The 24,031-nt window shown below is 68.5% G+C and carries 23 protein-coding genes; 15 read left to right on the top strand and 8 right to left on the bottom strand.

The genetic code is table 11. From position 1 onward, the window contains the following. Positions 1-34 precede the first annotated feature (34 nt). From OG729_RS21480 to OG729_RS21470, 3 genes are all read right to left on the bottom strand, one after another. Entirely contained in the window at positions 35-2,056 is a 2,022-nt protein-coding gene (locus tag OG729_RS21480) for an ATP-binding protein (RefSeq protein ID WP_405807695.1), read from the bottom strand. Between the two features lie 145 nt (positions 2,057-2,201). Next, positions 2,202-2,867 carry a YdcF family protein gene (locus OG729_RS21475; protein ID WP_405807694.1) on the bottom strand — a complete coding sequence of 222 codons (666 nt, stop codon included), beginning with the start codon at positions 2,865-2,867 and terminating at the stop codon, positions 2,202-2,204. Beyond that, on the bottom strand, positions 2,864-3,658 hold the full coding sequence (locus tag OG729_RS21470) for a GntR family transcriptional regulator (protein WP_405807693.1): 795 nt from the start codon (positions 3,656-3,658) through the stop codon (positions 2,864-2,866). The genes OG729_RS21475 and OG729_RS21470 overlap by 4 nt, the downstream gene beginning before the upstream one ends. A 458-nt stretch (positions 3,659-4,116) precedes the next feature. On the opposite strand from OG729_RS21470, the gene OG729_RS21465 reads away from it, so the two are divergent. The 11 genes from OG729_RS21465 to OG729_RS21415 all read left to right on the top strand — a co-directional run bounded on the left by OG729_RS21465 (position 4,117) and on the right by OG729_RS21415 (position 13,621). Further along, entirely contained in the window at positions 4,117-4,386 is a 270-nt protein-coding gene (locus OG729_RS21465; RefSeq protein ID WP_405807515.1) for a DUF6284 family protein, read from the top strand. Continuing rightward, positions 4,383-5,279: a DUF2637 domain-containing protein gene (locus OG729_RS21460; RefSeq protein ID WP_405807514.1), complete on the top strand. Its 897-nt coding sequence runs from the start codon at positions 4,383-4,385 to the stop codon at positions 5,277-5,279. Before OG729_RS21465 ends, OG729_RS21460 begins: the two co-directional genes overlap by 4 nt. Further along, the gene (locus tag OG729_RS21455) at positions 5,276-5,659 is read left to right on the top strand and encodes an RRQRL motif-containing zinc-binding protein (protein ID WP_405807512.1); all 384 of its coding nucleotides are present in this window, start codon (positions 5,276-5,278) and stop codon (positions 5,657-5,659) included. Before OG729_RS21460 ends, OG729_RS21455 begins: the two co-directional genes overlap by 4 nt. 29 nt (positions 5,660-5,688) lie before the next feature. Further along, positions 5,689-5,898 carry a hypothetical protein gene (locus OG729_RS21450; RefSeq protein WP_405807510.1) on the top strand — a complete coding sequence of 70 codons (210 nt, stop codon included), beginning with the start codon at positions 5,689-5,691 and terminating at the stop codon, positions 5,896-5,898. Positions 5,899-5,913: 15 nt separating this feature from the next. Next, a complete protein-coding gene (locus OG729_RS21445; protein WP_405807509.1) occupies positions 5,914-6,465 on the top strand; it encodes a hypothetical protein in 552 nt (183 codons plus the stop codon). A gap of 115 nt (positions 6,466-6,580) precedes the next feature. Beyond that, positions 6,581-8,701, top strand: a complete 2,121-nt coding sequence (locus OG729_RS21440; RefSeq protein ID WP_405807692.1) for an FtsK/SpoIIIE domain-containing protein — start codon at positions 6,581-6,583, stop codon at positions 8,699-8,701. Positions 8,702-8,903: 202 nt separating this feature from the next. Beyond that, positions 8,904-9,359, top strand: coding sequence for a hypothetical protein (locus tag OG729_RS21435; RefSeq protein WP_405807691.1), 456 nt, complete (start codon positions 8,904-8,906; stop codon positions 9,357-9,359). A gap of 87 nt (positions 9,360-9,446) precedes the next feature. Next, positions 9,447-10,361 (top strand): bifunctional DNA primase/polymerase, encoded by a 915-nt coding sequence (locus OG729_RS21430; RefSeq protein ID WP_405807690.1) that lies wholly within the window; start codon positions 9,447-9,449, stop codon positions 10,359-10,361. 349 nt (positions 10,362-10,710) lie between these two features. Next, positions 10,711-11,883 (top strand): DUF3631 domain-containing protein, encoded by a 1,173-nt coding sequence (locus OG729_RS21425; RefSeq protein ID WP_405807689.1) that lies wholly within the window; start codon positions 10,711-10,713, stop codon positions 11,881-11,883. 183 nt (positions 11,884-12,066) lie between these two features. Then, the gene (locus OG729_RS21420) at positions 12,067-12,306 is read left to right on the top strand and encodes a helix-turn-helix domain-containing protein (protein ID WP_405807688.1); all 240 of its coding nucleotides are present in this window, start codon (positions 12,067-12,069) and stop codon (positions 12,304-12,306) included. 79 nt (positions 12,307-12,385) lie between these two features. Further along, the gene (locus tag OG729_RS21415; protein WP_405807687.1) at positions 12,386-13,621 is read left to right on the top strand and encodes a tyrosine-type recombinase/integrase; all 1,236 of its coding nucleotides are present in this window, start codon (positions 12,386-12,388) and stop codon (positions 13,619-13,621) included. 78 nt (positions 13,622-13,699) lie between these two features. On the opposite strand, the gene OG729_RS21410 is transcribed toward OG729_RS21415, so the two are convergent. After that, complete coding sequence (locus OG729_RS21410) at positions 13,700-14,461, bottom strand: phosphoglyceromutase (protein WP_404724491.1); 762 nt, start codon at positions 14,459-14,461, stop codon at positions 13,700-13,702. 159 nt (positions 14,462-14,620) lie between these two features. Here OG729_RS21410 and OG729_RS21405 point away from each other — a divergent pair, with 159 nt between their 5' ends. After that, the gene (locus OG729_RS21405; protein ID WP_405807686.1) at positions 14,621-15,883 is read left to right on the top strand and encodes an MDR family MFS transporter; all 1,263 of its coding nucleotides are present in this window, start codon (positions 14,621-14,623) and stop codon (positions 15,881-15,883) included. Between the two features lie 44 nt (positions 15,884-15,927). Here OG729_RS21405 and OG729_RS21400 read toward each other — a convergent pair whose 3' ends face one another. From OG729_RS21400 to mshA, 3 genes are all read right to left on the bottom strand, one after another. Then, positions 15,928-17,598 carry a glycosyl hydrolase family 28-related protein gene (locus OG729_RS21400; protein WP_405807685.1) on the bottom strand — a complete coding sequence of 557 codons (1,671 nt, stop codon included), beginning with the start codon at positions 17,596-17,598 and terminating at the stop codon, positions 15,928-15,930. 328 nt (positions 17,599-17,926) lie between these two features. Continuing rightward, positions 17,927-18,424 carry a YbjN domain-containing protein gene (locus OG729_RS21395; RefSeq protein WP_405807684.1) on the bottom strand — a complete coding sequence of 166 codons (498 nt, stop codon included), beginning with the start codon at positions 18,422-18,424 and terminating at the stop codon, positions 17,927-17,929. Then, complete coding sequence (mshA, locus tag OG729_RS21390) at positions 18,417-19,757, bottom strand: D-inositol-3-phosphate glycosyltransferase (RefSeq protein WP_360878042.1); 1,341 nt, start codon at positions 19,755-19,757, stop codon at positions 18,417-18,419. Before mshA ends, OG729_RS21395 begins: the two co-directional genes overlap by 8 nt. A gap of 181 nt (positions 19,758-19,938) precedes the next feature. Here mshA and OG729_RS21385 point away from each other — a divergent pair, with 181 nt between their 5' ends. The 3 genes from OG729_RS21385 (at position 19,939) to OG729_RS21375 (ending at position 23,518) form a co-directional block, all read left to right on the top strand. Next, a complete protein-coding gene (locus tag OG729_RS21385) occupies positions 19,939-20,721 on the top strand; it encodes a class I SAM-dependent methyltransferase (protein WP_405807683.1) in 783 nt (260 codons plus the stop codon). Between the two features lie 200 nt (positions 20,722-20,921). Beyond that, positions 20,922-22,001 carry an NlpC/P60 family protein gene (locus tag OG729_RS21380; RefSeq protein WP_360878048.1) on the top strand — a complete coding sequence of 360 codons (1,080 nt, stop codon included), beginning with the start codon at positions 20,922-20,924 and terminating at the stop codon, positions 21,999-22,001. A gap of 212 nt (positions 22,002-22,213) precedes the next feature. After that, positions 22,214-23,518, top strand: a complete 1,305-nt coding sequence (locus tag OG729_RS21375; protein WP_405807682.1) for a PP2C family protein-serine/threonine phosphatase — start codon at positions 22,214-22,216, stop codon at positions 23,516-23,518. 174 nt (positions 23,519-23,692) lie between these two features. On the opposite strand, the gene OG729_RS21370 is transcribed toward OG729_RS21375, so the two are convergent. Beyond that, positions 23,693-24,031: a DUF2516 family protein gene (locus tag OG729_RS21370; protein WP_360878054.1), complete on the bottom strand. Its 339-nt coding sequence runs from the start codon at positions 24,029-24,031 to the stop codon at positions 23,693-23,695.

Below are 24,031 nucleotides of genomic sequence, written 5' to 3'. Positions count from 1 at the left end.
CATTACGAGTTGTCCGATCAAGAGGTCGAGCGCACTACTCCTCTGAGGCGGAGTGCGCGTCCAGAGCCGGGGCACCACTTCGAGGAGCTGGCAGGATCGCGGCTTCTTCCGCCGTATCCTCATCGTCCGGCAGCAGAACCGTCGGAGTAGCATCCGCATGCTTACGCACGAGATACTCCAAAGCATGCTCATCCGTGGACTGGTAATCAAGCCTATCCCGGTAGAAGTGCAGTCGCTGCTTGCACTCCAGGAGAATTTCACTCCATTCACGAACCCACAACCTGGCGGTGGAACCAACCGTGCCAGCCTGACCGGGAGGCACGTGAGGCTGCCGGGTGAGACTTCGCAAGGCGTCATCCATTGAATTTCCAATGAGCCAGAAGTCCCAATTCGCCTCCGTCGCCCTAAAACGCTCGTCATTTACGACGGTGGTCGCGTACTTTACGAGCTGGCCGAACTCGGTCATCCCCAGTCTGACGTTAGGACGCTTGAGTTCCACGACCAAGTGATGGGGTTTCTGCACCCACACTGTAGTCTTGGAGAGCATGAGGTCGACCCGACCTGTTTGACCGTTCAGAAGGCGCACACTGGTATCCGCAGGCTCGGGCACCCTCAATACGGCAAGATGCTTCCGCAGAACCTCCGACAGTCCACGCTCGCTGACCATAAGAGAGTACTCTTCACCGAATACCCAGGCCTCATTCTCCAGGATCTTATGCAGCTGATCCCGCTCCCTCGTCACCTTCTTCGCCTCGGTGTCAAACAGGAGTATTTCCAGAGCCCGAAGAAAATCGAGACGGTCAGTCACTTCCGTGGAAGTGCGGATCAGTGACGTCAGGCTTGTGCGCTTCAAAAGGAGACCTAGCTCCTCCTTTTCCTGGCGAGACAAAGAGAAGAATCGCTCAAGGATCTCTGGCGTGTGATCGGGCTTTGCGGCTAGCGTCTCTTTAAGGAGCCCCAGAGTTGCCCTTCTGGCCTTCCGCGACTTCGGAATGTGCTTGGCGATTGTCGTAGCAACTGTATCGAACGCTTCCCGTTCGGTAATCTCCGTAGGCTCGACAGGCTCTCCCTCGTAGGGGTAGACCTCCTCTCGCTGCCATTCCAACACCTGCTCGCGCCGACGATCGTCGACCCGGCTTCGGAAGTGCTCGCGCAGACGCTCTCTGGCTTGCTCCACCACATCCGAGGCTGGCGAATCCTCATCCCAATCCACCAATGCCAGGTCTAGCGGTCGATCTTCGAACCCCTTCCATGACAGGTAAGCGGTGAAGTTGAACCCCGGCGCCTGGATTTCCGGGCGCAGTTTCACCAGCGGCATTCGCATAGAATCACACAGCGCAAGCTCACGCGTGACTCCTTTACGCCACTCTATGACTCTCAGTTCAGGAGCAGGGAAGTCGCCAACCTTGTTAAGGGCGTACACAGCTGAGTGGACTTGCACCTCGCCAGGATCCACCCGGATACCGTCGTACGTGATCGATGAATCCGGGTAGGTTTCAAGATACAGGGCGAACTCAGTGGTCAGCGCACCGACCACCCTCGGAGTATTCAGCAAACGGTCCAGATGAGGCACTGCCCCCCAAGCCTCAACGGTGGTCCCGGTTTCTTCAACAGTAGACCCTATCGTGTCAATGCGATATTTACGCATTGCCGAGCGGTCGGCCTCGATAACTGTCTTTACCTTGCCATCGACACCCTTGCCAATGGTTAACCAGCGAACATTCACACCGAGAGCAAAGGCACGAACACGACCCTGCCCATTTCTGCCATGCATCGCTCGACGCTTGTCGATGGAAACTAATGCCGTCTTCTTCCAGGAGCCGCCCAGCTTGTCAAAGTAGGACGGAACGGATTCCGAAGGCATCCCATGGCCGTCGTCTGAGACGGTCACCTTTCCGATGCCGTCGAGATCGTTCCGCTCGATTTCTACCGTGACATTAGTAGCGTCCGCGTCCAGTGCGTTCCAGATGAGTTCAACGACCGCACCCACCGGATCGTTCAGTTTGGCTACGCCTTCGACGTGGTCCTGCTCGACCCTCAGTGTGATGCTCCCCATGACCCCTCCCCTGATGCAGCATCGAGCGACGCGATCACCGCCTCGACTACTGTCAGTATCGGCATCATGACGGCCGTTGTGAACACCGCGATCACTGCGGCTTAGTTGGTCGGGCCAAGAGGCGCTGACCGTGACCAGCGGCAACCTAGGGGCGTTCCGCCGCTTCGGGTGCAAGTCGGCTGGTGAAGCCGTCGGCCCGCAACCGCTCAAAAGCTGCCGCAACATCATCAGGAATTACCTGCTCGATCATGAACCCCTGTTGGGGGTACACCATCAGCCGCTGCTGGGCACCGACCAGCATGTCAACGACGAGACGCACGTCCTGGATCGAATCGGCGTACTCGGCAAGCGTCATGGGTGTAGATGCGCTCACCCACTCGACATCCGGCCAGAGCCTCCGTGCCGTGGCGTACGCCCGGCGCTCCTCGTACGGCTTGCTGACCAACAGGACCGAGGACACGGGAACGCCGCGGTCTTCCAGCAGGGCGCGAGAGAAGCGGATGTTCTCGCCCGTGTTCCGGGCCTGCGGCTCGACAAGGATATCGTCCGCAGGAACCCCGAGCTCGATCGCCCGCTCTCGGTAGTGCTCAGCTTCACCACGGGGCATGCGCTCGCGCGTCGTACGGCTGGTCGCGCCGGTGAAGACGATGAGCGGAACCATCCCGCGTCGGTACAGGTCGACCGTGGTGTCGGCTACCCCCAGGTCGTGGCTACCGAGGCCGATCGCCACGGAGCAAGGGCGCGGCTCATGGCCCATCTGCTGGAAGTCCCAGAGCCGTTGTGCGTCCGCCCACGCCTGCGTCGAGATCACTTGCTCGCACCTTCCGTACTCGCGGAGTCGGGCACCTTGAAATCGTAGGACCAAGAGAACCGCGTGGCCGCGTGAACCCCAATCGCGAACTCGACCACGGTCCCGTCGGCCGTGTACGTGGTGCGGTGCAGCTCCACCACCCACTCACCCGGTGAGAGCTGCAAGAGCTGGGCTTCCGCCTCAGTGGGGACCCGCGCGAAGAGTTCCTCTTTCATGTGGTCGATCTCGTATCCGGCGTCGTACAGGACACGGAAGCCACCACCACGGCCGGCGGGCCCCGGTGTCGGGTCCACCAGGCGTGTGCCTTCAACGTGTTCGGGCCTGTAGTAGCTGGTCAACGTATGTGTCGGCTGCGAGCCCTCTTTCACAAGGCGCGCCCGCGCGTATACCTCAGCACCTTCGGGCAGCCCGTGAGCTGCGGCCACTAGCGGCGGTGCCTGCACCCGGCTGACGTTCTGGGTCTGCTCGTTCCGGCGATACGCGCGTCCCGACGCAACGCGGTCGGCGATGAACGCCACCTCGTCGCCGTCCCTCCACTTCGCCTTGTCGTACCGCGCGATACCGAGCCTCTTGAGCGGCGTCTGCTGACGCACCACGGTGCCGTGTCCACGCGATGAGGTCACCAGTCCCTGAGCTTCCAGCGCCTTGTACGCCTTGTGGACGGTGTCCTTCGAGCCCTCACCTGCCGTCACCAGGTCCCTGATCTGGGGCAACTGGGCGCCAGGAGCGTACTCGCCACTCCTGATCTGCTCAGCGAGCTTGTCCGCCAGTTCCCGCCACTTGGGTGCCACGCAGAACTCCTCTCAACGCGTTCAGTGAAGCACAGTCCCAGGACTGTTGACAGTCCTGGGACTGCGGTGCATCCTCGTGTCAGGCCGCTCGCAGTCCTAGGACAGCGAGCCGGAAGGGGCCTTCTTTGGGCTGCTTCAACGCCTTGCCGGTTCGGGATAGCTCGCCACCACGGGAGCCCCTTGCCGGTCGTTGCTTGAGAACTCAACAGCGTGCCTGAGGGAGACCGCCCCACCTCTGCGAGCAAGTGGGCGGCGTGCGCGGGTTCTGTCCCGTGTGCGAGTACAGCGCGTTTCGACCTTTCCGCGGCTCGACTGCTGCGGCCGGTTGCCTCCGCTGCTCGTCTCGTACGAGCAGCGCTGAGGGGAGCCGGATGTTCCGACTTCAACGGCGCGCGGCTCCCGGGTGGCACCCCGGGAGCCGCTGTTCGGGCCGTTCCACGCTGAGAGGAACACGACCCATGGAGCACATCGGTGCTGTTCAGGCGGTTGTTACCGCCGTCGTTTTCGACCGCGAGCCGACGGCCGCGGAGCTGGACGCGATCGAGCGCGAGATGCCCGTCATCACGGCGGACATCGAGCTGCTGGACGCGCAGATCATCACGCTCGACCGCATCCCGACCGAGCTGGACGCGCGGCGTATCCGCCGGGCCCGCCGTCGGGTGCTGGCCGCGCGGCGGGAGCTGGCCAACCAGTCCGCCGACGCGACGCGGGCGGGCGGTGCGGCATGAGCCTCCACCGCAAGGGGCGAGCCGCCCTGGTGCTGGCCTTGGTCGCCGTGGTCGCCATGGCGTTCCGGGTCTCGTGGAACGCGTTGCGGGACATCGCCAACGCGGTCGGTGCGGACCACACGGCCGCGACCCTGTATCCGTTCGTGGTCGACGGCCTGATGGCCCTGGCTCTGGTCGCCACCCTGGTGCTGGCGGGTCGGGATCGCACGTTCGCGCTGCGGGTGCTGGGCACTTACACGCTCGCCTCGCTGGTCCTCAACTACGTGCACGGCCTGGTGCCGCAGCTGCACGGCCGCACGGTCGACTGGGGACGGTTGGCCGACTGGGACCCGGCGAACTGGGCGCTCGTGCTGCTGGCGACGTCGCTTCCGGTCGGCTCGATCTACTTCGGATCCGACCTGGTCGCCAAGGTGCTGCACCACCGACCCACCCCGATCCCAACCGTGGGCGCGAATGTGGAGGAATCGACCGAGAGCGTGAGTAATCGGTCTACGGCTGACCTCCCGGAATCGACCCCGCAGCCGGTGCCCATGGCGCCGGTGCGGATGCCCGATCCGGTGGCCGTGGCGCACGTGAAGTCGGCTCTCCCGCGCAAGCCCTTCCCGTCCGTCGCCCCGATCCGGGTTGCCGCGATCGAGCGGCGTGCGGTGGCAGCTGAGTCGCCCCGGCCGCGTCGGACAACCGGTCGGGTGCCCGAGGCGGCCCGATCGACCCGCCCGAAGCGGACTGCGGCTCAACTGCTCGATGAAGCCCGCACAGTGACGGCGGGTTGGCCGGATGCGGAGCTGACCGCCGAGGGCATCCGCCGGAACGTCCGCACCTCCCCGGCGAACGCGCGGATGCTGCGCGACACCCTGCGCGGTGAGCGAGCCGGTAAGGCAGTCGCCCGATGAGCCCGGCGTTCGGCAAGTGCTACGACCCGAACGGCGCTGTTCATGGTCTCCCTACCTACCCGTGGCGCCTGGCCCCCGACGGTTTCGCCACGCGGCGCCAACTGCGTGCGCAGGGCCTGCGTCCGGGAGGCCAACCCATAGCCGCACAGGTGCTGAGGCTGCGCTACCGGCGCGGTCCGTTGGTCGCCTACCTCTACCGCATCGACCGTGCCAAGCCTGTACGACCGATGACCTCCCGCAAGTGGGGCGCCCTCGCCCTGGCGATGCTCGCCCGCCGCACCTGCCCCGTGTGCCGTCTCGACGTCGGCTACTGCATCCCGCCCTCCCTCGGCATGTGCGGCATGTGCCACACCCGCCTTAAGGACCAGCGCGCCGCCTGAACACCCCGACGAGACCTAGGAGTTCCGCTGTGACCAGCACCAATGCTGCCCCGAACGTCGTCGCCTACCACTGGCACGGCTGGGTGACCGTGCCCGGCAAGGGCCCCGCGTTCGCCTCCGGCACCGTCACCGGCCCGCGCGGCTACTGCCGCGCCAAGGCCCTGCGCGACATCGCCGCATGGCTCACCGCGCACGGCTGCACCGGCCGTATCGCAGACATCGCGCTCCTGCCCGCCTGAACGAACGGAGACGTCGTGAAGCTCACCGTCACCACACACAAGCTGTTCGGCTACGGTGCAACCCTGCGTACGGCCAAGCGTCTGGCCGAGCAGGCGGCGCCGCTCGTGGACCGGTCCGTGCCCGGCCGGATGCCGGATGTTCAGATCACCCTCGCCACCCCGCGCGGCTTGGCGGAGCTGGCCACGGCCGCCGCAGTCGAGATGGCCGGTGGTGTCGACAAGCGCGTTCAGGCCCGTGCGCTGCGGGAGGCCAACCGGCATGCCCGCGATGCCGCAGGCCGTGCAGTCCCGCTCGCCAACGGCGGGGTGTTGGTCGTGGTCAACGTCGACCAGCACGCCAGCCCTGCCCAGTTCGCCGTCACGCTCGTGCATGAGCTGGTCCACGCCATGCAGTTCAGCCGTAAGGGCGTGCGTGAGCGGATCGTGCGGGACCTGCGCGACTCCCTCGGAGTCGAGAAGCAGTCCCGCCGCCAGGCCCGCGAGCACGAGCGCTGCCTTGAGCAGGAGGAGCGCGAGGCGTACGGCGTCGAGTACCTGGCCAACCAGCTCGTTCCCGCCGCTGCTTGAAGCGGCTGCACTCATCGATTGATTGCCGGGGTGGCTGTCCCGGCCAAGGAAGCAGGCCACCCCGGCAACACCCCATGCCCGCCCCTGGTTCAGGGGCAGTCAGGAGACTCCCATCATGAGCGACAACGTCGTTCGCCTCTTCAAAGACCCGCAGGACGCCTCGCAGGCGCCCGCTGGGCCCCCGGTGGCTGCTGTAGCAGCGCCCGCCGTCGAAACGCCGACTGTGCCGCTGTGGGCGCGCTCCGCACGCGCCATCCGCATGGCGGTCACCCACGAGAACACCAAGACCGCCTGCCGCGCGGTCGCCCGCCACGGCCTCTACGTCGCCGGGGGAACGCGGATCATGGTCCGCCGCACCTGGGAGGGCCGCACCGCATCCCGCTACGAACGCATGCTCCGCGCCGCCGAAGCAGCAGGCAACTACGAGGTAGCCGCCGAGTGGGAAGAGCGCGGGCAACGCTACAGGCAAGCCCGCCACCAGCGCCGCATGGACCTGCTCACCGCACCGCTCGACGCAGCCAAAGGTGTTGCGGCCGGTGCCGGAATGGGCGCCGGTGTGTTGCTCCTGCTCGGCATCGCCCTCGCAGTGGCAAACAAGAACGCCGCCGACGTCGCCACCCCAGTCATGGCCGTGGTCCAGCTCATTTCGTGGATCGTGTTCATCGCCTCGGTCGTGTGGGGTCCACTGGTCACGATCGGCCCGTGGGCTGCCCTGATCGGCCTGTGGGCGGTGGGCAAGCATCAGCAGGCCGCGCCCCAATGGGCGCTTCCGGTCCGGGACCGCGCCACCGACGGCGAACCCATCACCCCCTCGATCGTCGTGCTTGCCCTGCGCAACCTCGGTATCGCGCCGCTCCGCACTGCAATCAAGGACATGGGCGACGCGGGCGCGTCGATGCTGGGACCGATCCGGATTGCCGGATGCGGCGTGGAAGTCGATGTGACCCTTCCCTCGGGTGTCTCGACGGACGAGGTGCAAAAGCGCCGGCGCAAGCTGGCCGAGAACCTGTCCCGGCATGAGCACGAGGTGTTCATCACGATCCCGGAGGCGGCCCGCACGGTCCGTCTGTGGGTCGCCGACTCCGGGGCTCTGGATGAGCCGATCGGCCCGTCTCCGCTGGTCACCGACGAGACGATGACCGCCAACTACAAGACCGGACGCGCCCCGTGGGGCCAGGACCTGCGCGGCGACGCCGCGAGCTTGAGCCTGTATCAGCGCCACCTGCTCATCACCGGCCTGTCCAACCAGGGCAAGACCGCCGCACTCAGGGCATTGGCGCTGTGGCTCGCGCTGGACCGCACGGTCGAGTTCCGGATCGCGGACCTGAAGGGAGCAGGGGATTGGGCCATGTTCCTGGGGCTGGCCACCGTGCTGATCCAGGGTCCGACCGACGACCACGTCATCCAGGCAACCGAGATGCTGGAAGGTCTCGTTGCCGAGATGGAGCGCCGTCTGCAGGCACCGCCCGGCACCGTCTTCCCGCCGCTGGTCGGCATCGTGGACGAAGCACAGGTGGCGTTCATGTGCCCGCTCAAGGACGAGGAGAAGCGGCTGTACGGCGGGGCCAAGGCCACGTCCCGGTACTTCATGGCCGCGCGGAAGATCCACAACCAGGGCCGCGCCGTGAACGTGACGCTGTGGCAGGGCACGCAGGACCCGACCGACCAGAACCTTCCCAAGCTGGTCCGCGAGGGCGCCCACACCCGCGCATCGCTCGCGCTCGGCACCGAGTCGCAGGCCCGCATGGCGCTCGGAGACAAGGCAGTCGACGGCGGCGCCGCCCCGAACCTGCTCCGCCCCGGACTCGACAAGGGCACGGTCGTCGTCGCCAGCGACGGCATCGACATCCCGGCCGGACAGGCGTCCATCACCGTGCGCACGCACTACATCGACACCGACCAGGCCGCCGAGATCACCGCGCGCGCCAAGGCCATGCGCGACGGGGTCACCACGCTCCAGGTGATCGAGCGGGGCGAGCAGCGTGACCCGCTCGCGGACATCGCCACCGTCATCGGGGAAGCACTGCGCCTGCTCACGCAGGACGTGCTCAAGCGGCTCGCAGCGCTGAACGAGGACGCGTACGGCGGGTGGACGCACGCGGACCTGAAGCGGGTGCTGGAGGGCACCGGCGCCGAGCCGTACAAGTCCGACGGGCGCATGGTCGTCGGCCGCGACCGCGTCGCCCGCGCCCTCGCCAACCGCGACGAGAACGATTCCGCTTCCGTGAATCCGTAGAGGGAGCAGCACCCCGGCGGGCCAGGGAGACAGGGAGAACTCCCTCAACCCCTCCCTGACCCGCCTCTCTCACCCTGACCTGCACAGACGATCTGCCAGGGATGCAGGGAAGCGCCCAGCTCAGCACCCCTGAAACCCCCTCCACGCGCTCACCCCAGGGGGTGTCTCAGCCTCCCTGACCCGAACCGAGAAGGGATTCCGCATGTATCCCGACAACCCCGGCCACCCGCCCGCCGAACGGGCCGTGACCATCCACCAACCCACCCCCATCACCGCCGTCCCAGCAGCGCCGCTCGTGCCGGTGCAGCCGGGCAGCAGCCCGGCCGTGGCGAGCATCGTTCTGCCCGATGGACGCGTCGTCACCGGCTACGCCATCGAACCCGCCAAGCCCCAACCGGTCGTCGCCAAGCCGGTCGTCTCCCGCACGGCGGTGAACATCGCCCTCGGCGGAATCGGCTTCGGCGCCGTCTGCGGCGGCCTGCTCCTGCTCACCACGTTCATCGCGGCCCTGGCTGCCCTGATACAGCAGCTCATCATCCTGGCCGCCGTCATCTTCGGCGGCTGGATCGCCGTGCAGATCCTCGGCCCCAGCCACCGCGGCGAGACCACGGTCAACATCCGCAAGGCCATCTTCAAGCGCAACAACTTCCACGGCTAGCTACGCCAAGGGCGGCCCCCGTCTCACGCCAATGAATCGGGGCCGCCCTTGCCAGCCAGAACCCAACAGGAACTGGAGACATCCAGCATGACCCAACCAACCGACAAGGCGCGAGCCTCCTTACTGGCCGCTGCCCTGACCGCCGCCGAACGTGGCTGGCCCGTCATCCCCCTGCGTCCCGGGCAGAAGGTCCCGGCGCTGCACGGAGAGAAGTCCTGCACCCGTCGGGGCGCGTGCGCGAGCGGGCACCGGAAATGGGAGGAGCGCGCTTCCACCGACCCCGGGACCATCGAACGCTGCTGGGCCGCGGGCCCGTTCAACATCGGCGTGGCAACAGGCCCGTCGGGGCTGATCGTTGTCGACCTCGACATGCCCAAGCCCACAGACAGTGCGGACACGCCTTCCGGCGTGAAGACTTTCGAAGCGCTCTGCGAGCGCGCCGGGCAGGCCGTCCCGACCACGCGCACGGTGCGGACTGCGAGCGGCGGGGGACGGCATCTGTATTTCGCTGCCCCGCCCGGTGTCCGGCTGCCGAGCAGCACGGACAAGCTCGGGCCGAAGATCGACACCCGGGCGTGGGGCGGACAGGTCGTCGCACCCGGCAGCACCACCCCGGACGGCACGTACGAGGTCGTCAGCGACGCCCCCGTCGCCGAACTCCCCAAGTGGCTGCTGAATGCCCTCACACCCGCGCCCAAGCCCGCCACCCCGCCCACGATCACACCGGCACGCAACGCCACCCGCTGCGCTCAAGTTGCCCTGGACCGCGAGTGCGCCAAGGTCGCCGCCGCGCCGGAAGGCAGGCGTGAGGCAGAGCTGTTCGAGTCCGCACGGTCCGTGGGGCGCTTCGTGGCGTGGGGCGACATCCCCCGTCACGAGGTAGAGCAGGCTTTTCAGGCTGCGGGGGAGTCGGCCGGACTGAAGCCGTACGAGTGCCGCTCGACCCTCCGCAGCGCATTGAACTGGTCCATCCGCAACGCCCGGCCCAGGGGCACGGCATGAGCACCCCGCCGCGCCCCGCGACCCTGAAAAGCCTGCCTGGCACGTCTACCGGGTCGCGCGCCGCCGAACCCGCGCGCGCCGCATCCGGCGGTAGCGCGCCGAAAGACGCCGCCCGTCAGGGCGTCCTCACTGCCCCTCGTCCTGGCCAGCACTGGGACGACGGACGGTTCGTCGTGGCCTGCCTGCACGTCATCGCACCCCGCGGCGCTGTGCCCACTGCCACCTCGAAGTGCGCGTGCGGACGCGACCGCAGCGCCATCGGCCGGCAGAACGTACGCGACCTCGTGCAAGAGCACGACAGGCACCCCGAGAACTGCCCACTCCGCACCACCCAAGAGAGGGACGCCGCATGAGCGACACCCTGCCGCAGGAAGCCCCGCCACCCACCGACGGTGCCGCGCTGCTCAACGACGTGGAAGCCTTCCACCGCCGCTTCAACATCTTCCCGACCGAGGCCGCGTACGTCGCCGTCGCGCTGTGGGACGCACACGCCCATCTGCTCGACTGCTTCGACTCAACCCCCCGCCTCGCGTTTCTGTCCCCCGAGCCGGGCAGCGGCAAGTCGCGGGCGCTGGAAGTGGTCGAAACCCTGGTGCCGCGCCCGATGGTGGCCGTGAACGCCTCTGCGGCGGCTCTCTTCCGGTCCGTCTCCGGTCCGGACGGAAGGCCCACGATCCTGTTCGACGAAATCGACACGATCTTCGGGCCCAAGGCCGGAGACAATGAGGAACTGCGCGGCTTCATCAACGCAGGCCACCGCCGCAAGGGCGTCACCTACCGGTGCGTCGGCGACAGCCAGACCGTGACCCCGTTCCCGTCCTACACCGCCGTCGCGGTCGCGGGACTCGGCTCCCTGCCGGACACGATCCTTGACCGCTCGATCATCATCCGCATGCGCCGACGGGCCAGGAACGAGAAGGTCGAACCCTTCCGCGCCCGCCTGCACGAGGAAGAAGGCAACGCCCTGCGCGACCGCCTCGCCGCATGGGCCGAACAAGCCCGAGGCTGGGTCATGGGAGCCTGGCCCGAGATGCCTGACGACGTCAGCGACCGCCCAGCCGACGTATGGGAATCACTGTTGGCCATTGCGGACGCTGCCGGGGGTGACTGGCCCAAACGGGCCCGTGAAGCCTGCGCAGCCCTGGTCAAAGCCTCCCGAGCCAACGACAAAGGCAGCCTCGGCGTGCGTCTGCTGACGGACCTGCGCGACCACGTCATGGTCGGCATCGACCGCCTGCCCACCATTGCCGTCCTCGACCGCCTCAACTCCCTCGATGACGCCCCGTGGGCTGACCTGAACGGACGGCCGCTCGACAACCGGCGGCTGTCCAAGATGCTCGGCGAATACATGACGGCGGACAACGAGCCCATCGGCTCCCGCAACATCCGCACCGCTGGTGGCGTCCTCAAAGGCTTCTTCGCCAAGGACCTCGAAGACGCATGGGCCCGCTACTGCCCACCCCCCAAGGCCGCTACATCCGCTACAGCGCTACAGCCCAGCTCAGAGCCCCTGAATCTGTAGCGGCAAACCCCGATGTAGCGGCTACGGCCCACCCCCCCACGAACGGCCGTAGCCGCTACATCACACCTATCCGCTACAAAAACCACGCCGCTGACCTGCGATGTAGCGGCGTAGCGGATGTAGCGGACCTCACAGAGGGGGGCCAAGAGCCCTCCGCGTCGCCCCTGTCGAGAGGCACACGCCATGAGTACTGCGCCCCAGCCTTCCGGCCCGCGCGCCGCGCTCCGTGTGGGGCAGCCGGACCGCTACCTCACCCCCGCCGACATCGCCGACCTGTTCTCCGTGCCGCTGGAGACCGTCTATCAGTGGCGCAAGAAGCGCACCGGACCTCCCGGTTTCCGCATCGGCAAGCACGTCCGATACGACCCCGCCGACGTGCGCCGCTGGGCCACGGAACGCATGGCCACCGACTCCGTCGCTTAACCAAGCAAATCCCAGCACCGCAGGGAGAGCCGCCACGCGCGGCTCTCCCTGCGGTGTTTCGAGAAGGGACAGCCGCCCCATGGCAGGCCACATTCAAGACCGCTGGTTCAAGGCCGAGACCACTCCGGAGGGCAAGACCGTCCGCGTCAAGACCGACCGTCACGGCACGGGTATGCGCTACCGCGCCCGCTACGTCGCTCCCGACGGCACCGAGAAGAGCAAGAGCTTCCCTGACGGGAAGAAGCGCCTCGCTGAGGAGTGGCTGGCTCGTATCGAGGCCGACATGTCGCGCGGTCAGTACATCGACCCGAGGACCACCCGTATGACCTTTCAGGAGTTTGGGGAGAAGTGGATCGCGAGCCACAGCGGCGACCCGAACACCAGGGCCTCCATCGACTCCCAACTGCGGCTGCACGCCTTCCCGAGGATCGGGCCGCGCCCGCTCGGTTCGTTCCAGCCGAGCCACATCCGCCAGTTTGTGACGCAGCTCGAAGGCTCTGGGATGTCCGGCTCGTACGCTCGCGTCATCTTCTCCAACGTGCGAGCCATCCTGAGCGCGGGCGTTGAGGACGGGTACCTGCCCCGGAATCCCTGCCACTCCCGCACGGTGACGCTCCCTGAGATGGGAGCGCGTCGCGTCATCCCGTGGCTGCCGGAACGGGTCTTCGCCATGCGCGGAGCCCTGGTCGAACGGTTCCGTCCCATGGTGGACGCTGGTGCTGGCTGCGGCCTGCGACAGGGAGAAATCCTCGGCTTGTCAGTCGAAGAACTGGACTTCGACAACGACACGCTTCACGTCGTCCAACAGCTAAAGCTGAGCCTGAGCCAGCCCGTGTTCGCTCCCCCGAAAGGCGGCAAGCTGCGTGACGTGCCTCTGCCCGATCCTGTCGCGGACGCGCTCAAGGAACACATGAAGCTCTTCCCCCCGGTAGAAATCACGCTGCCGTGGATGCGTGCGGGCGGTCCGCCCGTGACCAAGCGCCTGATCTTCACCGGTCCCCTTGGTGGGCACGTCTGGCGCACATCGCTGAATGAGGACCACTGGAAGCCCGCGCTCGCCGCCGTCGGCGTCATCCCCAAGGCGAAGAGCCGTGAGCATACCGCCGCTCGGGAGCACGGCATGCACGCCCTGAGGCACTTCTACGCCTCTGTACTGCTCGATGCGGGAGAGAGCATCAAGGCTGTCAGCGAGTACCTGGGGCACTCCGATCCGGGGCTCACCCTGAAGGTGTACGCCCACCTGATGCCGAGCAGCCGGGACCGCGCACGGAAGGCCCTCGGTCAGGCACTCAGGCCACAAGATCCACCGCACTGACGGCCCACAGACGGCCCGAGAAATGCGACGGCCCCCCATCTGCACCAAAAGCGCAGGTGGGGGGCATGATCGCTTGCCCTACTTCTTCTTGCCCTGGTTCTTGACCGCCTCGATCGCGGCTGCGGCCGCATCCGGGTCGAGGTAGGTGCCACCCGGCTTGACCGGGTTGAAGTCGGCGTCGAGCTCGTAGACGAGCGGGATGCCGGTCGGGATGTTCAGGCCCGTGATGTCGGCGTCGGAGATGCCGTCGAGGTGCTTGACCAGGCCGCGCAGGCTGTTGCCGTGGGCGGCGACCAGGACGGTGCGGCCGGTCAGCAGGTCCGGGACGATGCCGTCGTACCAGTACGGCAGCATCCGCTCGACGACGTCCTTGAGGCACTCGGTGCGCGGGCGCAGCTCGCTCGGGATCGTGGCGTAGCGCGGGTCGTCGCTCTGCGAGAACTCAGCGCCGTCCGCCAGCGGCGGCGGCGGGGTGTCGTAGGAGCGGCGCCAGAGCATGAACTGCTCCTCGCCGAACTCCGCCAGCGTCTGTGCCTTGTCCTTGCCCTGCAGCGCGCCGTAGTGACGCTCGTTCAGCCGCCAGGAGCGGTGGACCGGGATCCAGTGGCGGTCCGCGGCCTCCAGGGCGAGCTGCGCCGTGCGGATGGCGCGCTTCTGCAGCGAGGTGTGCAGTACGTCGGGGAGCAGGCCGGCGTCCTTCAGCAGCTCACCGCCGCGGACTGCCTCCTTCTCGCCCTTCTCCGTCAGGTTGACGTCCACCCAGCCGGTGAACAGGTTCTTCGCGTTCCATTCGCTCTCGCCGTGGCGGAGGAGGATCAGCTTGTACGGTGCGTCGGCCATGCGTACGAGACTAATCGACGTTCCCCGGGCGCCGCTCTGGTGCCCGCAGAGCGGACTCGATTGACGGCCGCCGTCAATTGACTGGCGGCCCGGGCCCGGCCATCTGTAAGTTGCGGATGCCTGTTCAGCCACTTACATGCACTCCGTGGGGGAATCCGTATGTCCATAGCCGGTCTGCGCCGTGCCGCGAGGGAGAGCGTCGCGGGGCTGCCCCGTGCGTTCTGGTGGCTGTGGACGAGCACGCTGATCAACCGGCTCGGGGCGTTCGTCGCGACGTTCATGGCGCTGTATCTGACCGTCGAGCGCGGTTACTCGGCCTCGTACGCGGGACTCGTGGCGTCACTTCACGGGCTCGGCGGCGTCGTCTCCTCGCTCGGCGCGGGCGTGATGGCCGACCGGCTCGGACGGCGGCCGACGCTGCTGATCGCCCAGAGCTCGACGGCCGTCTCCGTGGCGGTGCTCGGCTTTGTGCAGCATCCGGTGGCCATCGCCGCGGTGGCCTTCGTGGTGGGCATGACGTCCAACGCGTCCCGGCCCGCCGTGCAGGCGATGATGGCGGACATCGTCCGGCCCGAGGACCGGGTGCGGGCCTTCTCGCTCAACTACTGGGCGATCAACCTGGGGTTCGCTCTCTCCTCCGCGGGCGCGGGCTTCATCGCCGAGTACAGCTATCTCGCCGGTTTCCTGGGCGAGGCCGCGATGACGCTGATCTGCGCGATCGTCATCTTCGTCAAGCTTCCGGAGTCCCGGCCAGAGCAGGTGGAGACCAAGGACGCGCCGGTGGAGCCCCCCATCAGCATGGGGACCGTCCTGCGCGACGGGCGGTTCATGAGCGTCGTCGGCCTCTCCTTCCTGATCGCGCTGATCTTTATGCAGGGGCATGTCGGACTGCCGCTCGCGATGGGCGCTGACGGCTTCTCCAGCGCGGACTTCGGCATGGCGATCGCGGTGAACGGGGTGCTGATCGTCGCCCTCCAGATCCCCGTCACGCGCTTCATCGAACACCGCGATCCGCGTCGGCTGCTGATCATCTCCTCGCTGCTCGCGGGGTACGGCTTCGGGCTCACCGCCTTCGCGGGGTCGATCGCCGTCTACGCGCTGACCGTCTGCGTCTGGACACTGGCCGAGATCGTCAACGCGCCCACCCAGACCGGACTTGTGGTGCGGCTCTCGCCGCTGCACGGGCGCGGCCGCTACCAGGGCATGTACACGCTGTCGTGGTCGGTGGCGGCGCTGGTCGCCCCGCTGCTGGCCGGCTTCGTCATCGACCGGTTCGGTGCCCAGTGGCTGTGGGGCATGTGCGCGGTGCTGGGGACGGTGTCCGGGCTCGGATACTGGCTGCTGATGCGGGGGCTGCCGACGGAGGCCGTGGAGAAGGACGATGTGGCCGCGCCTTCGAGCCGGGCGGAACAGGTCGCTTGATCCGTCACCACTGATCCGGGCCGACCGTGTCGCGCCCGCGGCGCTCAGGTGCGCAGCGCCCGCTGGGCCTCGTACAGATTGCGGGGGCGTACGGCGCCGGGCGAACCGTAGGTCTCCAGACGGGAGTTGAGCGCCCCTCCGAAGTCCGGCACGTCGGTCTGGTCGAACTCACGGACCGTGGAGATGCCGACGGTGGCGCTGTACGGGGCGATCTCGTCGATCTTGATCAGGCCCGCGCGCTCATTGGCGACGGTGACATTCCAGTGGGTGAACCGGGCACCGTAGAGCGGGCCTGCGCTGGCGTCGCCACCGTGGCGGCCGTTGTTGTTGACGGTGATCTCGGTGCGTACGTTCGCGAAGGGCATGCCGCGGTGGGTGTCGAAGGTGCCCATCTCCATCTGCCCCCGCGACCAGACGTTGTAGCTGGACAGGCCCTCCACATTGATGCCGTGGAGCTGGGTGTTCGCGGGGGCCGGGGCGGTGCGCTGCGCGATGGTGAAGTCCTCGATGAGGTTGTCGTGCGAGCCCTCGCGGCAGAAGTAGGGGTGGTGGGAGCCGCGGCCCTCGACGCGGGTGCGGCGCAGGGTGCAGGCGGAGGCGGCGACCAGGCCGAAGCCGTTGTCGACATGGCGGACGGTGATGTCGTCGGCCCAGCAGTCGTACGCGCACTGGAAAGTGACGCCGTTGTAGCCCTTGTCGAGAAGGTGCTGGGACTGCGGCGTCTCCATCGCTTCGAGGGTGAGCCCCTCGACGCCGGAGCCGGTGAGCGGGGTGACGAGGGTGACGATGCGGGGGTCCCATTCGGGACGCACGTCGAGGGGAAGCGGCCGCTCGAAGGTGACCCGGTTCCTCTTGATGTGGGCGATGCGTACGGGCCATTCGTACGGGACGTAGCTGGTCAGCTTGGTCTTGTCGGCCCAGACATACGCTTCGGGGCCGCCGCCGCCGCCGGCCATGTGTTCCAGGAGGGTGTGGTCGGCGTCGTCGGCGAGGCGGAGGAGTACGAGGTCGCCGCGGCGGAGCTGTGAGGCGTCGGGGACGGTGACGGACCGGTCGCCGCGCTTGGCGGGCCGGACGGTGGCGAGGGTGCGCCACTCGTCGCGCTTGTTGCCGGTCCAGCCCTCGAAGGGCCAGGCCTTGGCCTTGATGGCGGTGGTGAGACTGCTCCAACGGTCCGTCGGGCAGAGCCAGATGAGTCCGCCGGCCCAGGACCAGGAGGACTTGTCGCCTCCGTAGCGGCTGCCGTAGGGGCCGATGAGCTCGGTGAGGTTCTTGGTGGCGTACAGCTTGGTGCGGGTGCTGCCGGCGCCCTTGAGTACGACGTTGCTGTGGCCGATGCGGATGAGGTCGTCGATGCGGTAGGTGCCGGGGGGTAGGTGGACCGTGCCGCCGCCGCGTTCGCCCACAGCGGCGACGGCACGGTTGATCGCGGGGGCGGCGTCGGCGGAGCCGTCCGGTTCGGCGCCGTAGGCAAGGACGTTGGCGCGGACGGGACGCCGGGGGAAGCGTTCGGCGCCGCCGCGGCGGCCTGCTCGTCCGACGTACGGGATCTGGGGGTGGTCGTAGGGGTTGCGGCGGAACTCGGCCCAGAGGGGGGACGCGGGGGATGTCCTCGCGGCGGCGCCGGCGGTGCCGCCCGTGACGCAGACCGCCGCGACGGCTGTGGCACTGCCGAGCAGAGTGCGTCTGCTGATGGCGCGTTGACTGGTCTCCATGAGCCCGCCTCTTCCATGGATGTGAACGGTGTTCAGGTGTGCGTCGCGGGCGAGCATGCCATGGGTTGCGGGGCGCGGGAAGGGTTGGTGCGGGGGTTCGGGGTGCGGGTGGGCTTTCCCCCACCCCGCCCGTTTCCATAACCAAGGGGCTCCGCCCCCTGGACCCCAGTACGCGCTTCGCGCGTGTCCTCAATCGCCGGACGGGCCGAAATTCAGCCCGTCCGGCGATTGAGGAGCCGGGGGGTCCCCCACGCCCGCAGGGCGTAGGGGGCGGGTTGGGGCGGAGCCCCGGTTAAGGAAACGGGCGGGGTGGGGAACAGGCCCCGGATCAGCCGCCGGTCAGATTCGTGAACGCGTCCAGGTTTCGCGTCGACTCACCCCGCGACACCCGCCACGCGTACTCCTTGCGAATCGCGCTCGCGAACCCCAGCTCCAGCAGTGTGTTGAACGACCCGTCCGCCGCCTCGAGCACCGTCCCCAGCAGGCGGTCCAGTTCCTCCGGGGTCACCACCGACAGCGGCAGGCGGCCGGTCAGGTAGATGTCGCCGAGGCGGTCGATCGCGTAACTCACCCCGTACAGACGCAGATTCCGCTCCAGCAGCCACCGGTGCACCGCCGCGTCGTTCTCGTCCGGGTGGCGGATGACGAAGGCGTTGACCGACAACGAGTGCTTGCCCACCCGCAGTGAGCAGGTCGTCGACAGCTTGCGGGTGCCGGGGAGTTTGACCACGTACGAGCCGGATTCCGGGCTCTCCCACTCGAGCTCCGCGTCCTTGAGGGTCTCCTCGATGACCTGCGAAATCTGCTGTACGTCCACGTCAGCCATGGTGCGAGCGTACCCGGCGGCGGTGTTCGTGCATCGCGGCCGTGTAGACGTCCGCCGTCGCCGACGCCGCCGTGTCCCAGCCGAAGGATTCGGCGTGCCGCGCCGCCGCCGCGCCCATCCGGTCGGTCAGGGCGGGGTCGGCCACGAAGCGGCCCAGCGCGTCCGCGTAGTGCGCCGGGTTGTGGCCGGGGACCAGGATGCCGGTCTGCCCGTCGCGTACCGCCACCGGAAGGCCGCCGACCGCCGCCGCCACCACCGGTGTGCCCGCCGCCTGAGCCTCTATGGCCACCAGGCCGAAGGATTCGCTGTACGAGGGCATGACCAGTGTGGACGCCGCGCGGAACCAGTCCGCGAGGCGGTCCTGGCCGACCGGCCGCTGGAAGTGGACGACGTCCGCGATGCCGAGGCGGGCGGCCAGTTTCTGCAGGCCCTCCGGCTGGGCGAGGCCGCTGCCGCTCGGCCCGCCGACGATCGGCACATAGAGCCGGGAGCGCAGCGAGGGGTCCTCTTCGAGGAGCAGCGCGACCGCGCGCAGCAGGATGTCGGGGGCCTTCAAGGGCTGGATGCGGCCCGCGAAGAGCGGCACGAAGGCGTCCTGGGGCACACCGAGCCGGGCCCGCGCGGCGGCGCGGCCGGCGGCGGGCCGGAAGAGGTCCAGGTTCACGCCGGGGTGGACGACGGCGACCTTCGCCGGATCGGCGTCGTAGTGGCGTACGAGCTCGTCCGCCTCCTCGGCGGTGTTGGCGATCAGCCGGTCCGCCGCGGCGACGATCTGCATCTCGCCGATGACGCGCGACGCGGGCTCGGGATTGTCGCCGTCGGCGAGCGCGGCGTTCTTGACCTTGGCCATGGTGTGCATGGCGTGTACGAGCGGGACGCCCCACCGTTCGGCCGCGAGCCAGCCGACATGGCCGGAGAGCCAGTAGTGGGAGTGGACGAGGTCGTAGTGGCCGGGGCGGTGGCCGGCCCACGCCTGCATCACGCCGTGCGTGAAGGCGCACAGCTGGCCGGGGAGGTCCTCCTTGGCGAGGCCCTCGTAGGGCCCGGCGTCCACATGCCGTACGAGCACGCCGGGGGCGAGCTCCACCACCGGCGACAGCCCGCCCGCGGTCGCCCGCGTGAAGATCTCGACCTCGATGTTGATCGCCGCGAGGCGCTTGGCGAGCTCGACGATATAGACGTTCATGCCGCCCGCGTCGCCCGTGCCCGGCTGGTGCAGCGGGGAGGTGTGGACGCTGAGCATGGCGATCCGGCGCGGCTTGCGATGGCCGCCGGGGAACCTGAGGCGCGGAGCCACCAGACCACTGCCGAGGCGGGAGACGTACTGGCTCACGTCGAAGGTCCTCCTCGCTCCGGGCACAGCAAACTGTGGGCGTAAGCAGCCCACCAAGCCGCACAACAGCGGAGTCGCCACTTCCATTTCCACCGGGCCGCCACTTTGCCAAACCATTACCGTGGGTGCGCCGTGTCACGCTGGCCCAATCGCCGCCCGGCGCTCGCATACCCTCGCTGCTATGACTCGCCCCGTCGGCACCGCGACCCGCGGGACGACCAACCCCAACCGGCTGCGCCGCATGGACCGCTGGATCGCGGCCGCCCACGGCCCCGCGCTGCGCCGCGGTGACGCGCCGGTCGCCGTCGATCTCGGATACGGCGCCGCCCCCTGGACCGCCCTGGAGCTGCTGCAGCGGCTGCGCACCGCCGCCCCCCGCTGCGCGGTCGTCGGCATCGAGATCGACCCGGCGCGGGTCGCGGCGGCGAAGCCGTACGAGCGCGAGGGGCTGAGCTTTCAACACGGCGGCTTCGAGGTGCCCCTCACGACGCGGCCGGCGCTGATCCGGGCGGCCAATGTGCTGCGCCAGTACGACGAGGACGAGGTCGCGGCCGTCTGGGCGCGGCTCTGCGCGCGGCTGGCCCCCGACGGGCTCCTCGTCGAGGGCACCTGCGACGAGATCGGACGGCGGCACGTCTGGGTGGCGCTCGGCCCCGAGGGTCCGCGCACGGTCACCTTCGCGACCCGGCTCGGCTCCCTGGAGCGCCCCTCCGACCTGGCGGAACGACTGCCCAAGGCGCTGATCCACCGCAATGTGCCGGGCGAGCCGGTGCACGCGTTCCTGCGGGACTTCGACCGGGCGTGGGCTGCGGCCGCTCCGTACGCCTCGCTGGGCGCCCGGCAGCGCTGGATCCGGGCGGCACAGGATCTGGCGGGCGACTGGCCGCTGACGGACGGCCCGCGACGGTGGCGGCAGGGGGAAGTCACGGTGAACTGGGCGGCGCTCGCCCCCAATTCCGTATGAACAGGTGCGCACAAGGGAACGCAGAGGCCTCGTTGTTCGTCCCTGACGAGTGGGATTGATCCTCCAGTCGGCAGATCAACACCCGCTGGCCCTGTCGCTTTTGCGGACGTCGTGGCACCATCGCGACGTCGCCCGTAAGTTACTGACGGTAAATCACATTTAGGCGATCTGGCCTTCGCCCGGAGTTGGAAGGGGGAGTCGTGAACCGACGCCGCTGTGCCACTGCCGCGATCACTCTGGTCTGCGCTCTGACCGTGCTGGCGTCACCCGGCCAGGCATTCGCCGCCCCCGAGCCGCCACCCGCCCGGCCCGGCGCGCCCAAGGACGCGCTGGGGGACGTGCCCAAGAAGTCGCTGGAAGAGGTGCGCCTGGAGATCGAGGCCCTCTACCGCAAGGCGGCGTCCGCAACCGACGCGTACAACCTCGCCGAGGAGCAGGCCGACAAGCAGTCGGCCGAAATCGTCCGGCTGGCGCAGGAGATTGTGAAGGGCCAGGCGCGCATCGACGCGCTCAAGATCCGCGCGGGCGCGGCCGCCCGCGCCCAGTACCGCGACGGCGGACTGCCGCCCGAGGCACAGCTGATGCTCAGCGGCGATCCGCAGCTCTTCCTGGACAGCGCGGGCCGGATCCGGGAGGGCCAGAAGGCGACCAGGGATCTGCTGGGCGAACTAAGCAGGACGCAGGCCGACTTGGCTTCGTACACCAAGGACGCGAGCGCCCAGTGGCAGAAGCTGGAAGCCAACCGCGTCAAGCAGGAGAAGGCCAAGAAGGAAATCAACGCCCAACTGGCCGCGGCCAAGAAGATAGAGGACCGGCTGCAGAAGGAGGAGCTCGAGCGGCTCGTCGCGCTGGAGCAGCAGGCGGAGTACAAGGCACAGACGGCCTGGCTGAGCTCGGGCGTGCTCAAGGAGATCAACGGCAGGGCGAGCGTGCAGGGCAAGCGGGCGCTCCAGTTCGCGACGGCGCAGGTCGGCAAGCCGTATGAGTGGGGCGCGGAGGGCCCGAAGTCGTACGACTGCTCGGGGCTGACCTCACAGGCGTGGGCGGCCGCGGGGAAGGGCATCCCCCGTACTTCGCAGGAGCAGTGGCGGTTGCTGCCGCATATCGACATCAAGGACATGCGGCCCGGGGATCTGATCATTTACCACGCGGACGCCAGCCATGTGGGGATGTACATCGGCGACGGCGCGATCGTGCATGCGCCGCGTCCCGGGCGCAATGTGACGATTACGGGCGCGGGTTCGATGGCAATTCTCGGAGTCGTACGCCCCGACAAGTGACCGGGCCCACAACCGGACCGGCTTGACGTACCCGCCCGGGGTGATGTTCGTCATGGCTCGGCGGGCAACTACCTCCCCATGCGCGGCATATGCCATCGGCTCTTCGCCGTTCGGCATTCCGTTACCCCGTGAGCTACCGCTATGGTCCCCGTCTTGCAGGACGTCGATCGGCGCCCCGCCGCGCCCTCGGGGGGAGGGAAGGAACCAGACGAATGCCCGTACCCGTACCGCGGCAGCGCAATGCACCGGCCGTGGAGAGCACCGGCGACGGCGCCGCCGGCAACGCCGCCGGTGGCGGTGGCGTGAGCAGCGTCGGCGCTCGCGGCGTCAACGGCAGCGTCAGCAGTGGTGATCTCACACTTCTGGTGATCGAGGACGACCCGGCAGGCACCTTCTCCGTCCCCCAGCTGCTCGACGCGGCCGGGACCCGGATCCGCATCCGCAGCGCCCGCAATCTCACCGAGGCGGAGCGACTGCTGACGGACGACGTCCACTGCATCCTCGTCGACCTCGCGCTGCCCGGCGCCTGGGACGAGGAGCTCGGCCCGCTCACGCACGTACTGCGCCTTGCGCCGCGGCACGCGGTCCTCGCCCTGACCACATCGGGCGACGCCGAGCGCGCCGCGGAAGCGGTGCGGGTGGGGGCCCAGGACCATCTCTTCCGCGACGAGCTCGACGGACGGCTGCTGAGCCGCGCCATCCGCTACGCCGTGGAGCGAAAACGCGCCGACATGGCCCAGGTGAAACTCGCCGAGTCCAAACTGCGCGCCCAGGAGAACGCCCGCCTCGAGCGCGGCCTGCTGCCCACTCCCCTGCTCCAGGGCTCCAATCTGCGCTTCTCCGCCCGCTACCGGCCGGGCCGCTCGCGGGCACTGCTCGGCGGCGACTTCTACGACACGGTCCGCACCCCGGACGGCACGGTCCACGCGATGATCGGCGACGTCTGCGGGCACGGCCCGGACGAGGCGGCGCTCGGCGTGGAGCTGCGCATCGCCTGGCGGGCGCTGACCTTCGCGGGCCTGTGCGGTGACGAACTGCTGTCGACGCTCCAGCAGGTCCTGGAGCACGAGCGGGAGAGCGAGGAGATCTTCGCGACGCTCTGCACGGTCGACATCGCGCCGGACGGCCGGCGGGCGGGGCTGTGCCTGGCGGGCCACCCGGCGCCGCTGCTGGCCCGGCACGGGCGGGCGGCGCAGCTGCTTCCGTACGACGACGGCGGCCCGGCGCTCGGCCTGCTGCCGCGCGCCCGCTGGCCGCGCCGCCAGGTGGAGCTGGGCGGCGCATGGAGCCTGATGATGTACACGGACGGGCTGATAGAGGGGCGCTCGGGACCGGATACGAGGCAGCGCCTCGGCCAGGACGGGATGGTCGAGATGATCAACCGGCAGCTGGCGTCGGGGCTTGAGGGCGAGGAACTGCTGGAGTCGGCGGTCGCGGAGGTGCGCGAGCTGAACGGCGGGGAGCTCACGGACGATGTGGCGGTGCTGCTGCTGAGCAGAAGCGGTTCACGGAGCTGACGGACGCCGCGAAGCCGGGGCGCCGGGGTGCGCGGCTGCCGGGCTCGCGGATGCGGGGGCTCGCAGATGCCGGGGCGCACGGCGGCTGGCAGATGCCGGGATGGGATGCCGGGGCGCGCGTATGCCGGGGCAGGCGTATGCCGGGGGCTCGCGGCCGGGATGCCGGCGGACGCCCTACCGGCCGCCGTTGTACGGACCGTAGGGACCGTCGCTGCTGGAGCCGCCGCCACGCCGTCCACCGCCCGACACCTGCTTGAGCGCGGGCCGTACATCCACAAAGAAGACGATGGTCGCGATCAGCCCCGCGATCGACAGGAACAGCACGGAGACGAACAGGTTCACCGCGACCGTGATGCCCAGGATGATCAGCCAGAAGGCCTTGGTCTGCTTGTCGGCCGCGCGGTAGGCGTCCTCGCGGGCGAACGCGGCCATGACCAGCGCAGTCACGGCGGTGCCCAGAAAGACGAGGTCGAGCACCAGCCAGAGTGTGAAGTCGAATCCCGCGCGCAACAT

This window comes from Streptomyces sp. NBC_00210, from assembly GCF_045160975.1.
In the GTDB taxonomy this organism is placed as follows: Bacteria; Actinomycetota; Actinomycetes; order Streptomycetales; family Streptomycetaceae; genus Streptomyces.
Note: the sequence above shows the minus strand (reverse complement) of the source record. Positions and strands in the feature narration are given on the sequence as shown.